This is a genomic window from Paenibacillus sp. Marseille-P2973 (assembly GCF_018101095.1).
In the GTDB taxonomy this organism is placed as follows: Bacteria; Bacillota; Bacilli; order Paenibacillales; family Paenibacillaceae; genus Fontibacillus; species Fontibacillus vini.
This window is the reverse complement of record NZ_JAGQEH010000001.1, coordinates 458,396-471,447: the sequence shown is the minus strand read 5'-3', so window position 1 is coordinate 471,447 and position 13,052 is coordinate 458,396. Positions and strand designations below refer to the sequence as shown.

Annotated in this window: 13 protein-coding genes; 6 read left to right on the top strand and 7 right to left on the bottom strand. The window is 54.4% G+C overall.

Features of this window, described 5'->3' with window-relative positions; genetic code table 11:
* Nucleotides 1-8: 8 nt before the first annotated feature.
* Nucleotides 9-905 (top strand): sugar kinase, encoded by an 897-nt coding sequence (locus KB559_RS02185; RefSeq protein ID WP_211019938.1) that lies wholly within the window; start codon nt 9-11, stop codon nt 903-905.
* 123 nt (nt 906-1,028) lie between these two features.
* Here KB559_RS02185 and kduD read toward each other — a convergent pair whose 3' ends face one another.
* Genes kduD through kduI form a run of 3 tightly spaced genes read right to left on the bottom strand, consistent with a single transcriptional unit; the run spans nt 1,029 to nt 3,434 of the window.
* Nucleotides 1,029-1,781 (bottom strand): 2-dehydro-3-deoxy-D-gluconate 5-dehydrogenase KduD, encoded by a 753-nt coding sequence (kduD, locus tag KB559_RS02180; protein WP_211019937.1) that lies wholly within the window; start codon nt 1,779-1,781, stop codon nt 1,029-1,031.
* A 37-nt stretch (nt 1,782-1,818) separates the two neighbouring features.
* Entirely contained in the window at nt 1,819-2,568 is a 750-nt protein-coding gene (locus tag KB559_RS02175) for a DeoR/GlpR family DNA-binding transcription regulator (protein ID WP_211019936.1), read from the bottom strand.
* Nucleotides 2,569-2,600: 32 nt separating this feature from the next.
* Nucleotides 2,601-3,434 carry a 5-dehydro-4-deoxy-D-glucuronate isomerase gene (kduI, locus tag KB559_RS02170; RefSeq protein WP_211019935.1) on the bottom strand — a complete coding sequence of 278 codons (834 nt, stop codon included), beginning with the start codon at nt 3,432-3,434 and terminating at the stop codon, nt 2,601-2,603.
* Between the two features lie 211 nt (nt 3,435-3,645).
* On the opposite strand from kduI, the gene KB559_RS02165 reads away from it, so the two are divergent.
* Complete coding sequence (locus tag KB559_RS02165) at nt 3,646-5,343, top strand: hypothetical protein (RefSeq protein WP_247681500.1); 1,698 nt, start codon at nt 3,646-3,648, stop codon at nt 5,341-5,343.
* Between the two features lie 45 nt (nt 5,344-5,388).
* Nucleotides 5,389-6,054: a bifunctional 2-keto-4-hydroxyglutarate aldolase/2-keto-3-deoxy-6-phosphogluconate aldolase gene (locus KB559_RS02160; RefSeq protein WP_211019934.1), complete on the top strand. Its 666-nt coding sequence runs from the start codon at nt 5,389-5,391 to the stop codon at nt 6,052-6,054.
* A 79-nt stretch (nt 6,055-6,133) separates the two neighbouring features.
* Here the strand turns inward: KB559_RS02160 and KB559_RS02155 are convergent, their stop codons facing one another.
* The 4 genes from KB559_RS02155 to KB559_RS02140 form a co-directional block, all read right to left on the bottom strand.
* Nucleotides 6,134-7,237: a Gfo/Idh/MocA family protein gene (locus KB559_RS02155; protein WP_211019933.1), complete on the bottom strand. Its 1,104-nt coding sequence runs from the start codon at nt 7,235-7,237 to the stop codon at nt 6,134-6,136.
* 16 nt (nt 7,238-7,253) lie between these two features.
* Entirely contained in the window at nt 7,254-7,997 is a 744-nt protein-coding gene (locus KB559_RS02150) for a ThuA domain-containing protein (RefSeq protein WP_211019932.1), read from the bottom strand.
* A 36-nt stretch (nt 7,998-8,033) separates the two neighbouring features.
* A complete protein-coding gene (locus tag KB559_RS02145) occupies nt 8,034-9,203 on the bottom strand; it encodes a Gfo/Idh/MocA family protein (RefSeq protein WP_211019931.1) in 1,170 nt (389 codons plus the stop codon).
* 132 nt (nt 9,204-9,335) lie between these two features.
* Nucleotides 9,336-10,163, bottom strand: coding sequence for an AraC family transcriptional regulator (locus tag KB559_RS02140; protein ID WP_211019930.1), 828 nt, complete (start codon nt 10,161-10,163; stop codon nt 9,336-9,338).
* A 190-nt stretch (nt 10,164-10,353) separates the two neighbouring features.
* Here KB559_RS02140 and KB559_RS02135 point away from each other — a divergent pair, with 190 nt between their 5' ends.
* From KB559_RS02135 to KB559_RS02125, 3 genes are read left to right on the top strand one after another with little or no spacing between them, the layout of a single operon-like run.
* Nucleotides 10,354-11,409 carry an ABC transporter ATP-binding protein gene (locus KB559_RS02135; protein ID WP_247681499.1) on the top strand — a complete coding sequence of 352 codons (1,056 nt, stop codon included), beginning with the start codon at nt 10,354-10,356 and terminating at the stop codon, nt 11,407-11,409.
* Nucleotides 11,410-12,216, top strand: coding sequence for an ABC transporter permease (locus tag KB559_RS02130; RefSeq protein WP_244861665.1), 807 nt, complete (start codon nt 11,410-11,412; stop codon nt 12,214-12,216).
* Between the two features lie 4 nt (nt 12,217-12,220).
* Nucleotides 12,221-13,042 (top strand): ABC transporter permease, encoded by an 822-nt coding sequence (locus KB559_RS02125; protein ID WP_247681498.1) that lies wholly within the window; start codon nt 12,221-12,223, stop codon nt 13,040-13,042.
* Nucleotides 13,043-13,052: the final 10 nt, after the last annotated feature.

Below are 13,052 nucleotides of genomic sequence, written 5' to 3'. Positions count from 1 at the left end.
GAACAGGAATGAATGAACTTAAGTCAAAGAATGGTACCCCGTCTGTAATTACTTTCGGGGAAAGTATGGCATTGCTGATCGCGGAGGGCGGTAAAGGGCTGGAGTATGCGAGATCGCTGGAGCCTTCGTTCGGCGGGGCGGAGAGCAATGTGGCGATCGGGCTGGCCCGGCTGGGGCATGCCTCGGGATGGTGCGGGCGGCTGGGAAATGACCCGTTCGGACAACGGATCATGAAATCGATCCGCGGCGAAGGCGTGGACGTATCCCGTGCGAAGCTGACCGAAGAAGCCCCCACAGGGCTGATGATTCGTGAGAATGTGGCAGGGAAGAGCTCGGTCTACTATTACCGCAAGCAATCCGCCGCGAGCCGGATGGCTCCAGAGCATCTGGACGAGGAATACATAGCTGCCGCCAAAATCTTGCATGTTACAGGGATCACGCCGGCGCTGAGCGCATCTTGCGCAGACACAGTAGCGGCCGCAATGGATATGGCCAAGCGCCATGGCGTCAAGGTCAGCTTTGATCCGAACCTGCGGTTGAAGTTATGGGGAGTGGAGGAAGCCAGGAAGGTGCTTTTGCCGCTGGCTATGAAAGCGGATTATTTCTTGCCGGGAGCAAGCGTCATTAAGGGCGGAGAGAACGAGACTTACTTGTACGAAAAAGGAAAACTGACGGCGGTCCCTTACTTCAAAGCGGAGCACATCGTTGATACGGTTGGCGCAGGCGACGGATTTTGCGCCGGCTTCCTGGCGGGTCTGCTCCGGGCGTATAGCCTTGAGGAATCGGTCCGTCTGGGCAACCTGATCGGATCTCAGGTCATTCAGGCCGTCGGAGATTGGGAAGGCTTGCCGAGCGCAGCGGAGATCGAAAGGCTGCTGGCCGGGAAGGGGCACGTGGAGCGGTAGATACCCTCCATAACTGCCTACTTCAGTAATACTAATAAAGTTAAAAAATAAGCCCGTTCGGGAGATCAACCTCCGAACGGGCTTATTTGTGTGCTTAGTTGTGCTTAGTTTAGCTGTACTCAGTTATCTCGCCATCCAGCCGCCGTCGACGCAGAGGATATGACCGTTCACATAATCGGCTGCAGCGGATGCCAGGAAGACGGCGGGGCCTTTAACATCCTCCTGCGTTCCCCAACGTGCGGCAGGAATCCGATCGGTGATCGAGGCGGTTCTGTTCTCGTCGGCACGGATCGGAGCCGTATTGTCCGTTGACATATATCCCGGGGCGATCCCGTTGACCTGGATGCCGCTTGATGCCCACTCATTGGCGAAGGCTTTGGTCAGCCCGGCGACTCCATGCTTCGAGGCCGTGTAACCCGGAACATTGATACCGCCCTGGTAGGAGAGCATCGAACAGATGTTGATGATTTTACCGCATCCCCGCTCGATCATATGTCTGCCGGCGATCTGCGAGAGCAGGAATACGGTGTTCAAGTTAATGTCGATGACATCGAACCAGTCTTTCTCGCTATGGTCCTTGGCCGGCGTACGGCGGATGATACCGGCATTGTTGACGAGAATATCGATATACCCGGTCAACTTGAGGGCTTCGTCAAAGGTTGCCTGCAGCTTATCGTGATTGCTGAGATCGACCTCGATGACGGATGCTTTTCTGCCGAGCGCCGTAATCCGGTCCGCGGTTTCCTGGCTTGAACTATAAGAAGCGCACACGACGTCGGCGCCCGCTTCCGCCAAGCCGATCGCGATGCCTTGGCCGAGTCCGCCGGACGAGCCGGTAACAAGGGCTGTTTTTCCCGAAAGATCGAATAATTTCATAGTAAGAACACTCCTTAGAATAAGTGGAGAATCGTCGTTATTCCACAATAATGCCCGCATCCGAATAGGTACGGCCTATCTCGGCGGGAAGTGCGCCGTCCGTTATGATCCGCGTGATTTCGTTCAGGGATGCAAAGGTACGAAGCGCGGTTTGTCCGAATTTATGATGATTGATCACGGCGATCACTTCGCGGGCCGTATCGATCAAAGCCCGCTTGAATTCAATCAGATCGCCGGTGTAGATGGATAGTCCGTGTTCCGGATGGATTCCGGTCGCCGAAATAAACGCTTTTTGAATGTTCAATTGCTTCACGTAAGCCGTTGCCTCCGGACCGGCCAGCATATTGCGGACGCGATACCCGCCCGGAACGACGAGACGGATATGGTCCTTGGCGGCAAGTTCGCTGATAATATAAACGTCGTTCGTAATGACGGTCATAGGCCGGTTATCGAGACGGCGGGCAATCTCCAGCGTGGTGCTGCCGCCGTCGAGCGCAATGATGTCGCCTTCCTGGATATGGGCCAGCGCTTTGCGGGCGATGTCGGCTTTCTCCTCCGCATGCTTGACCAGGGGTTCCTTGGCGGGGAGAATACCGAACTGGTCTCCTTGGGCAAGAACCGCTCCGCCATGCACGCGAATGATCAACCCTTGCTCCTCAAGCCGGGTGAGATCCTCACGGATCGTTTTGCCCGTAACCCCGAGCCTGTCGCTTAGTTCCGCTACCGTGACCTCTTTGTTCGTCAGCAGAACCTCCATAATTTTTTCGTATCGTCGTATCGAGCTCATATCTTGTCCACGCTTCCGTTTAGTTTTACCTCTTATTTTAAATGTTTCATAGGGACGGCGTCCATATCGGCATAAGCTTTGTTATCTCCGGCCATGCCCCAAATAAACGTATAATTGCTGGTGCCCACTCCGCTGTGAATCGACCAGCTCGGCGAAATGACGGCTTGTTCGTTTCTCATCACGATATGACGCGTTTCGTCAGGCTCGCCCATCAGGTGGAAGACCACGGCTTCCTCAGGCAAGTCGAAATACATGTAAGCTTCCATCCGGCGCGGATGAACGTGGGCAGGCATCGTATTCCACATGTTGCCGGTTTTGAGCTGCGTCATTCCCATCACCAGCTGCGAGCTTTGAAGCCCGTTCTCGTGAATGAAGCGATGGATCGTCCGGTCGTTGGAATTTTCGATAGAGCCCAGTGCACCGGATTCCGCTTCGGCGAGCGTTGTTTTTGCGGTTGGGAATTCCTTATGGGCAGGCGCCGAATTCAGATAGAATTTGGCCGGATTCGCAGCGTCCTTGCTTTTGAACAGAACCTCTTTCGAGCCCATTCCTACATACAGGCAATCCTTTGTGTTCAATTCATAGTCCGTACCGTCTACGGAGATGATGCCGGGGCCGCCGACATTGATCGCTCCGAGTTCGCGCCGCTCCAGGAAGTAGGACACCCCCAGTTCTTTCAAATCGACTTCCAGCTTCACAGCTTCGTTTACCGGCGCCGCTCCGCCGACAATCATGCGGTCCTCATGGGTAAGCACCAGCTCAAGCTGGTCTGGGGTGAACAGTTTGGGAATATGAAATTCCTGACGAAGCCGTTCTGTGTCGAACCGCTTAACTTCGTTGGGATGAGAGGCGTAACGTCTTTCCATAAATAAATCTCCTCTTTTCGTTTATTTAGGTTTATAATGTTTATATAGGTTTACATTAATCCTTTTTCGTTCATTTTGCAAGCTATCCTCTTTTACAGTCGGTAGGGAATCGAAAAATGTTGTAATAAATGCGGTTTCGCCTTTAAATTGCCGAATTACGTGTCCCGGACAAACATGCTAGGATATTAATCAACGAGGGGATAGGGATGAAATGAAGAAAAGGAAGGGGGAGAAAATGAACGCATATACAACAAGAATGAATGCGATCGTCCGGTCTGTAGCGGAAAAAGCATGGAGAGAGCCCTTGCTTACCAGCGGGTTATGGTTTCATGGGGACGTGCGCAATAACTTTTACTATGCTTCCTACCTGTTCGCCGCTTCGACAGATCCGCTATATGAAGAAGAACTGCTATTTGACCGGCAGGAAGCCAAGCGGTTGGCGGAGCATGTCCTGGTCCGGGTGCTCCGGCTTCAACAGAGGGATCCGGACCGTCCGATGTACGGCCATTGGCCGCTGAATTTGGACCCGGTACCGGAAACGGCGGCCCCCCATGAGCTGCCGGTGGAATTGATGGGCAGCCTGATGGCTTATTTCCACCGCAAGTACGAACGGCAGATGAGCGGACATCTTGCGGCGGAGTTTGAGTCGGCGCTGGGCCACGTGTATCGCGGCGGATTTTATCGCAAGCCGCTTACTGTCCGTAATCATCATGAGGCCAAATATACGGCGGCGAAGCTGATTTTCGGACAGCTTTATGGCGACGAGGAGCTTCTGGAGGACGGTAAAAACTGTTTGGCCTCGACCTTGGAGCGCCTTCGCAAGGAAGGTATGGCCGAGTACGGATGCCTGCCTTGGTTCTGGCACTGGATTCAGGCTTTCACCTGCGCTTTGGAATTTGCTGCCGATCCGCAGGTAAAGCGCGACCTTGAGGAGCTGCTTGACGAATTATGGACGCTGCGAGCTTCTTATTATTTGAAGGGAGCTTGGGCAGGAGCTCATTCGCGGGGGTGGCCGCATGATGCTCCAAGCGATGCCAATGTGCTGCATGATTATGTCCAGTTTGGCGATTTTGAGCTTCCGGCAGACATGCCCCGGACGGAATATGCCGGTTTTCTGTTCCGGGAAGCGCCGGAAAGAGCAAGAAGTCTGGCATTAAACCGGACGGAGCCGGCGGAGGTGAGCCGTGCACTTTGGAAAGTCACGGATGAAGGATTTCGGCAGCTTCACTCCTATGCTTACGTGACGAAGCATTATGCCGCCGGCGGCCTATGGGAGCGTGTCCGGGAATTCGACAATGAGCAGTTGCGCTGGATGTTCAGTATTCCGGTTCGCCGGGGCGGTCAGGGAAATCAGCTCTATTTTTTCCATCCGGGCGAAGGGTATGATCCTTCCGGGCGGGATCCGCGCCATCAAAGTCCGTGGATGGAAGTCCTCTACCGTAAAAATGTGGTAATATCATTGTATCCGCTTCCAGCCGAAGCCATTGAACAGGATGCTCCGGAAGGTAATGAAGTTGTCGGTGTCTTGCCTGAAGGCGAATGGATTTACGAAGCGGAAGCGTTATTCGGAAAAGTGGACGAGGTGCTGTTTGCCGTTTATTTGAACGGAAGCTACGAAATCCGTCCGATGTCCGGGTACAACCTTGCTGTTTGCCGCGGTTCCCGGATCGGCGTTGTCGTCGAGGCCGTCTCCCTAGAGGACGTCAAGACTAAAGGAATCAACAGCTTGACGGATTTTGCGGCGTTGATGGCGGGACGAACTCCCGTTTTTGCCGATGAAGGGGGACTAACCGTTGAATATACGGGACTCCTTCATGAAGAGAACCTTCGCTTAGCGAAGTTGGCGGAAGGAAAGGCGGAGTCCAGCGTCAACGGAACCGAAATTACATTTCAGCAATATACCGTGTGAATCATTTCAATCATCCAACCATCCTATGAGGAAAGAGGAGTCCATATGAAAAAATTACAGTTGGTGCAGAAAATCGCCGAGGAAGGTGTCGTTGCCGTGCTGCGCGGCGAAACGCCCGAGCAAGTGGTAGAGATGGCTGAACAGGCGATTGCCGGCGGCATTAAAGTGATCGAAGTGACGATGACCGTGCCTTTCGCGCTGCGGGCCATTGAGATGCTATCCGCCAAATATTCGTGGGATTCGAAAGATCCCGCCAGCTACGCCATCATCGGCGTAGGAACGGTGCTTGATCCCGAGACCGCTCGGGCGGCAATTCTAAGCGGTGCGCAATTCGTCGTAGGTCCTTGTCTCAACCGGGATACCGTCATGCTCTGCAACCGTTACCGGATCCCGGTCATGCCGGGAGTTATGACCATCAAGGAAATTCAGGAAGCGCTGGAGCTCGGAGCGGATATCGTCAAGCTGTTCCCGGGCAACCTCTACGATCCGTCCATGATCAAAGCGATCAAGGGGCCGTTGCCGCAGGCCAACATTATGCCGACCGGCGGCGTGTCGCTGGACAATCTCGGCGATTGGATCAAGGCCGGCGCGGTTGCCGTAGGCATCGGCTCGGACCTGACGAATGAGGCATTGAAGCAAAAGGATTTCTCCATCATCGCTCAAAAGGCGGCTGCTTATAAAGAGGCGTATTTGCAGGCCAAAGCCCGCTAATGTCAGCGCAAATTCAAAAAAGACGGTCGAAGCCATCGGCTTCACCGTCTTTTTATTGTATTCGCACCGATCCCCTTTATTAATCCAGCGTGTACGGCTTAAGGCCTGCCGGAAGCGCAGCAGGGCGCGTGCATCGGCTCTTCATTTCATGATAGTGACCGGAATCGGAAGAATGATGAAACGCCCACATGGCTTCAAGCACATGGTAAGCGAGCTCGCCATTTGCCCGGTGCTTGCGGCCGTGCAGCAGCGCGTACGCCATATCGGCGGGGCCGATGCCGCGGCTGTTGTCCTCGTAGCCCGGCAGCAGCGGCTGCTCGGTCCAGTCCGCTTCGCCGGTCCGGCGATATTTGACCGGCCCGCCGAACGTGTTCGGATCTGGCACCAGCAGCGAACCTTCGGTGCCGTGGATCTCGATCGGCGGCAGGCTGCTGCCGCCGAAAATGTCGAAGCTGGTGATCAGGCTGGCGATCGCACCGCTTTCGAACTCCAGCGTTCCGGCGACATGCGTCGGAACTTCAACGGGAACCCGCGAGCCGTACTTTTTCTCGCTGGTGATGGTCCGCTCCGGCAAAGCCTTGCCGGTGATGCCGGCAATTCGGGCGATAGGCCCGAGCAATTGCACGAGTGCGGTCAAATAGTAGGGGCCCATATCAAACATGGGGCCGCCGCCCGGCGCGTAGTAGAACTCGGGATCGGGGTGCCAATGCTCGTGGCCCCGGCTCATCATAAACGCCGTGGCCGAGACCGGACGCCCGATTACGCCGTCTTCGATCAGCCCGAGCGCGGTCTGAATGCCGGCTCCGAAGAATGTTTCGGGCGCGCTCCCTACCAACAGGCCTCTGGCCTGAGCTTCCTCCAATACCTGCCGTCCTTCCTCGAGGGAGACAGTTAGCGGCTTTTCCACATACACATGCTTACCGGCCCGCAGCGCCTGCAAGCTGACTTCGGCGTGCACGGCAGGGATCGTCAGGTTGATGACGATGCCGATCTCCGGATCGGCTAACAGTTCCTCGGTGGTACAAGCGCGGGGGATGCCGTACAGTGCCGCTTGCTCCCGGGCCCGGTTCAAATCCAGGTCCGCGCAGGCCACGAGATCCAGCACCTCGAATTTAGGACAATTTTCCATATAGATGCCGCTGATTTTTCCGCAGCCGATAATACCGACTTTGATTTTCTCCATAACCGGTTCCATCCCTTTATGCGTCATATTGGCTGTCGCCCATCCCGCTGTAGCTGAACCCGCCGGCGGATGAGTCTTTCCCTTGCTGTGACATAGCGCGTTGTTTGCCATCTGCCGCCCATAGCATGCCTCGTGTCATGAGCTCCTTGACCGTCGGCAGCGCAACGATATCTGCGTGATGGCCGAGCGAGTTGTAGTACACGCGTCCGTGGCCCCAGCGTTTCGTCCACACGACCGGCATATCGACCGCTTTGTTGAACCGGTGAGGGCCGTCGACGACCGGAAAACGGGTCGTGGCAAGGACTTCGACCGCGGGGTCGACATGCAGATAATACTGCTCGGTCTTCACGGCAAAATCTTCGATGCCGTCGACCAGCGGGCTGGAGCTTTGTTTGATTTCCACCTGGTAATCCACTCCGTCGTTTCCGGGATGAGCTACCCATTGTCCGCCTGTCATGAACTGCCAGTCCACATTGTTACGGAACGAATCGCACATGCCTCCATGACAACCGGCGAGACCGGTCCCAGCCTGTACGGCTGCCGACACATTATTGACAAGCTCCTGCGAAATTTCACCCATCGTCCAGACCGGAACGATCAAATCCAGGCCTAGCAATTTTTCGGCATCCGCATAAGCTTCCAGCGTGTCCGAGACTTCAACGTCAAAGCGGTGCTCCCGCAGAACCCCGGCGAAAATGTCCGCCACCTGCTCCGGTTCATGGCCGTCCCAGCCTCCCCAGACGATTAACGCTTTTTTCATGATGATCGGGTCTCCTTCATATATCGGATTTCATTCTTATTCCATCTCTGATAAGTCCACCCAACGGCGTTCGCTCACCGAGCGTTCCACCGCCTCCAGCACGGCCTGACATTTCACCCCATCGCGGAAATTCGGTTCAGGCTGGCGGCCTTCCGATATCGCTGCTCCGAGTTCCAGCACCTCGTGGATAAAGGTGTGCTCAAAACCGATCGTATGTCCCGGCGGCCACCAGGCTTCCGCATAGGCATGGGCAGGGTCCGTCGCCAAAACGCGCCGGAATCCCTGCACGTCTTCGTCGTCCGAGGTGAAATAGACTTCGAGCTCATTCATCCGTTCGAAATCGAACTTGACGCTGCCGAGGCTTCCGTTGATCTCGAACGAATTGGTCGAGCGATGTCCGGCGGCAAACCTCGTCGCTTCGAAGCTGCCGAGCGCCCCGTTCTCGAACCGGGCCAGGAACAGGGTGGCATCATCTACCGTTACCGGACCTTTGGGGGCGTCTTTACCCTTGCCGCCCTTGGCGCTGAGTCCGGTCATCTCGTCGGCAAGCGGCCGTTCCTTGATAAAGGTCTCGCTCATGCCGATCACCTCGCGAATGTCGCCGACGAGATAGTGGGCAAGATCGATGAGATGCGCGCCAAGGTCGCCGTGCGAACCGGAACCGGCGATCTCTTTTTGCAGCCGCCATACCAGCGGGAATTCGGGGTCCAGAATCCAGTCCTGGAGGAACCAGGCTCTGAAATGATAGATTTGCCCCAAGCGGCCGCTTTCGACCAGCTTTTTGACCAACTGGACCGCCGGTGAAAACCGGTAGTTAAACCCGACCATATGACGCACGCCAGCGTCCTCAGCCGCCTGCAGCATTTCACGGGAATCGCCTAATGTAAGCGCTAACGGTTTTTCGCAAAAAATGTGCTTTCCCGCCTTGGCCGCAGCCAGTGCAATCTCTTTGTGGACGTCGCTTGGCGCATTGATGTCGATCAGGTCGATGTCGTCCCGGGCAACAAGCTCCTTCCAGTCCGTGACGTATTCTCTCCAGCCCAATTGCTCGGCCGCAAGACTGACGGCTTTCTCGTCTCTGCCGCACAGCACCGACATTTCGGGCTTCACGGCTTCAGGAAAAAACATGGGCAGCGTGCGATAGGCATTGCTGTGGGCTTTTCCCATAAACTTATAACCGACCATTCCGATGCGTAGTTGCTTCATAGAATCCCTCCATCAAAGATTTCAAATTTGAAATGATGAATGTAAGTCCATTATAGAAAGAAGCCAGCGAAATCTCTCGCCAGTTTATGCCGTTATATAGTCAAAAAATGCACTTTTTATCTCAGAGATCAACTAATTCTTTCTTCTGCGAACCTCGGAAGGCGGGCAGCCTTGAAGCTCCCGATATACCCGGTTAAAGGTGCGGACGCTGCCAAAACCGCAGTCCAATGCGATGTCCGTAATGCTGGCATCACTGATTTCCAGCCGTCTCGTAGCGTTTAGCACGCGAATCGTATTGAGGTAGGTTCTGAAGTTCATACCGATCGATTTTTTGAACATGCGACAAAAATAGGACGGCTCCATTCCGAACTGGACGCACATCGCTTCGACAGAAAGATCCTCTTGATAATGCTCTTCAATGAACGACAATATCCGTTGAATTCTTATTTTCCTGGTGGCGATCCGTTCTTGCGATTCCCGCTCCAGGGCATGAACAGGCAGGTGTCTTTGCATTATGGCGCACAGTTCCAGCAAGCTCGCTTGTATGAGCAGCCGGTGCCCGGGCTTGGCTTCCTTTTTTTCTCGCAGAATACGGTTCAGTATCGCCTTTACCGTTTGCAATCCGGGCTGATCGGCGGGAATAAAGGGAGATTCAAAACGAAAATCGCCGGGCCAACTCACGGATTTTCCGACCAGCTCCGGGTGAAAAATGACGACGATCATGTTGGAGGCAAGATCCTTGCTATCAAAGTAATGAATGTCGTTGCTGCCGAAAATAGCCATATCGCCCTGCTTCAGCAGGCGCTTGTCCTCATTTGCTCCAACCAGAATGCTGCCCGACTCCACGTAAACGAATTCGACCTCGGCATGAAAATGGGGATAAAAGGAGAGATCGGTGCTTTGATGGATCACCATAGGCAGCTCCTGATCGAGTTTCCAGTTCTGATAAAAAGTTTTCATAAGGCGGCTCCCTTACTGCGGGTTTTCCCCACATCATAGCGGGAAGTGCAATTTTTGTCTAATTCATGCCGATTTCATATTCTAAGAAATCTAGTGATAGATTTCCTAATTAATGGGGTAGGAAGCAGGAATATTTTGCTATATAGTTATTTAGATTAAGAAAATTCTTACGGGGAGGAAGTGGACAGCCTTGAGCTTAATCGAGACAAGGGGACTGCAAAAAGTGTTCCGCCAGGCGGTAAAAGATCCCGGATTGGCCGGCGCGGTAAAACATTTATTTACCCAGCGTTATAGAGACAAGTATGCGGTGGAAGGGATTGACCTGAAGATCGAGGAAGGGGAGACGGTAGCGTACGTCGGCCCGAACGGAGCGGGAAAATCGACAACGATCAAAATGCTGAGCGGGGTATTGGTACCTTCCGGCGGAGAGATCATCGTTGACGGACGGGTTCCTTACAAGCAGAGGATGGAGAACGCCCAGCGGATCGGTGCAGTATTTGGCCAGCGGACGCAGCTATGGTGGGATATCCCGGTCCGGGAATCGCTCAGCTTGCTAAGAGATATTTATCAGGTGCCGACGGACCAGTTCAAGAAAAACTTGGATGTCTTCACGGAACTGCTAGGCATGGATTCGTTCCTGCATTTATCGGCCCGGAAACTCTCGCTCGGGCAACGCATGCGGGCCGACCTGGCCGCAGCGCTGCTGCACGATCCGAAGATCGTCTACCTTGACGAGCCTACGATCGGGCTGGACGTCGCGGTAAAGCACCGGATCCGCGATTTTATCAAGGAAATGAACCGGAGCAAGGGGACGACGATGCTGCTGACCACGCATGATCTCGGGGATATCGAGGATCTGTGCGAGCGGCTGGTCATTATCGATCAGGGCCGGATCATTTATGACGGCAAGCTTCAGGAGGTCAAGGACGAGTTTGCCAGAGAACGGACAATACATATGCAATTAAGTTCGCCGATCCCGGATGCGGAAGAGTTGTTCCGCGGGTTGCCGGAAATCCAGGTGAAACGGTCCGGAGATTCGCTGGAAGCTAGTTCGGATACGGATTTATCCATCCGTTTCGACCGCTTCCGCTGCACGGCAAGCGATATCGTCAAGCGGGTGATGAGCCGCGGAGAAGTGGTCGATTTCCGCATTGACGAGCCGAGCATCGAAGAGATCATCCGCCGCGTCTACGACGGCAAACTGGATTCAGCCGCCCTGTCCGCAGCGGGGAAGGGGAGTGCTTGATTGATCGCACCGGCCTTCAAAAAATATGTTTCTTTGGCGCGTTGCTCCATGCAGAACACGCTTGCTTACCGGCTCTCATTTATACTGAATTTTCTCGCTAGCTTTATCGGGCTGATCGCCATGTATTGTCTTTGGCAAGCCATTTACACGGGCCAGGACCAGCTTTCCGGCTTCACTTGGAGTCAGATGCAGGCCTACCTGCTGGTAACCTTTTTCGTCAATTCCATGCTTTCTTATTACTCGGAATCCAGCATTACGAGCAAAATCATCGACGGCAGCGTCATGATGGACCTGCTGCGTCCGATCCAGTTCCAGAAAGCCCGTCTCGCAGAAACGCTTGGTTCCTGCGTGTTGGAGGGATTGCTCAGTTGCATTTTGATCGGGCTTGCGGCGATTTTCACGTTCGGTATTTCCTTGCCGCACGATGCAGGCACCCTTCTGTTGTTCGCGTTCAGCATCGTGTCCTCGATTCTGTTAAAGTTCAGCATCGTTTACTTGTCGGCCCTGCTTTGCTTCTGGACTACGAGCAGCTTCGGCATATACTGGGCTAGGACATCCATTACGAACCTGCTGTCGGGAGCGCTTGTGCCGCTGGCATTTTTCCCGGGTTGGCTGCAATCGACCGCCATGGTGCTGCCGTTCCAAGGCATCGTCAATACGCCAGTCACCATCGGCCTCGGTATGACGGCGGGAACCGATGCGCTTCAACTGATCGCTATCCAATGGGTATGGATCGTTCTGCTCTGGCTGCTCGGCAAATGGATGTGGTCCCGGGCCGTCCGACAAATTACGATTCATGGGGGGTAACGGAATGGAGAGTAATATACGGGTGAAAAATTCGCCCCGGCGAATTTTGTATCTATACTGGCGTTTGTACAGCCAGCAGTTAAAAGCGATGATGGAATACTCCGCCGATTTCTATATCATGATCGGTGCCGCGGCGATGACCCAGATTACGGGGTTTTTGTTCCTGTGGGTCGTATTCTCCCGAATTCCGGATATTCAAGGCTGGGGACTTTGGGAGGTTGCTTTTATGTATGCCGCCATTTATGTGTCGGAGGGGGTAGGCTCTCTATTCTTCGAGGGGACCTGGCGGATGCTCCGGCTGGTCAATATGGGCGAACTGGACCGTTATCTGGTGCGGCCGGTTCCGATCGTGCTGCAAATTTTTTGTACGGGGATCGGCATGAACGGATTAGGAAATATTCTAATCGGCGGAAGCATTATCGCTATTTCTTTGTCCCATATCGACATCGCCTGGAACCTTCAGACCATCGTTATGGCCGTTTTGCTGTTTGCTTCCGCGATGACGATCCGGGTGGCTATCAATCTGGCGGCGAACTGCTCCGCCTTCTGGATCCGCAGCAGCGGGAACGCCTTCCCGATCATGGTCCATAATTTGGGCGAGTTCGCCAAATATCCGATCACGATTTTCTCGCTGGGCCTGCAGCTCTTTATTTCGATCATCGTGCCGTTTGCATTCGTCAGTTTCTTTCCGGCGGCCGCCATGTTCGGTAAGGAGCCTTGGAGCTATTGGGGCTGGTTCAGTCCGCTGGTAGCGGCCTATTTCGTCGGTCTGGCCTTGCTGATTCTGCGAATCGGCCTGCGGCGGTATGAGAGTGCGGGAAACTGATAGAAACATT

Excerpts from the sequence above, each read along its gene's own strand:
- KB559_RS02150 (WP_211019932.1), bottom strand. The coding sequence starts at position 7,997 with ATGAAAAAAGCGTTAATCGTCTGGGGAGGCTGGGACGGCCATGAACCG.
- KB559_RS02160 (WP_211019934.1), top strand. The coding sequence starts at position 5,389 with ATGAAAAAATTACAGTTGGTGCAGAAAATCGCCGAGGAAGGTGTCGTT.
- KB559_RS02145 (WP_211019931.1), bottom strand. The coding sequence starts at position 9,203 with ATGAAGCAACTACGCATCGGAATGGTCGGTTATAAGTTTATGGGAAAA.
- kduD (WP_211019937.1), bottom strand. The coding sequence starts at position 1,781 with ATGAAATTATTCGATCTTTCGGGAAAAACAGCCCTTGTTACCGGCTCG.
- kduI (WP_211019935.1), bottom strand. The coding sequence starts at position 3,434 with ATGGAAAGACGTTACGCCTCTCATCCCAACGAAGTTAAGCGGTTCGAC.
- KB559_RS02140 (WP_211019930.1), bottom strand. The coding sequence starts at position 10,163 with ATGAAAACTTTTTATCAGAACTGGAAACTCGATCAGGAGCTGCCTATG.
- KB559_RS02125 (WP_247681498.1), top strand. The coding sequence starts at position 12,221 with ATGGAGAGTAATATACGGGTGAAAAATTCGCCCCGGCGAATTTTGTAT.
- KB559_RS02185 (WP_211019938.1), top strand. The coding sequence starts at position 9 with ATGAATGAACTTAAGTCAAAGAATGGTACCCCGTCTGTAATTACTTTC.
- KB559_RS02155 (WP_211019933.1), bottom strand. The coding sequence starts at position 7,237 with ATGGAGAAAATCAAAGTCGGTATTATCGGCTGCGGAAAAATCAGCGGC.
- KB559_RS02175 (WP_211019936.1), bottom strand. The coding sequence starts at position 2,568 with ATGAGCTCGATACGACGATACGAAAAAATTATGGAGGTTCTGCTGACG.
- KB559_RS02165 (WP_247681500.1), top strand. The coding sequence starts at position 3,646 with ATGAAGAAAAGGAAGGGGGAGAAAATGAACGCATATACAACAAGAATG.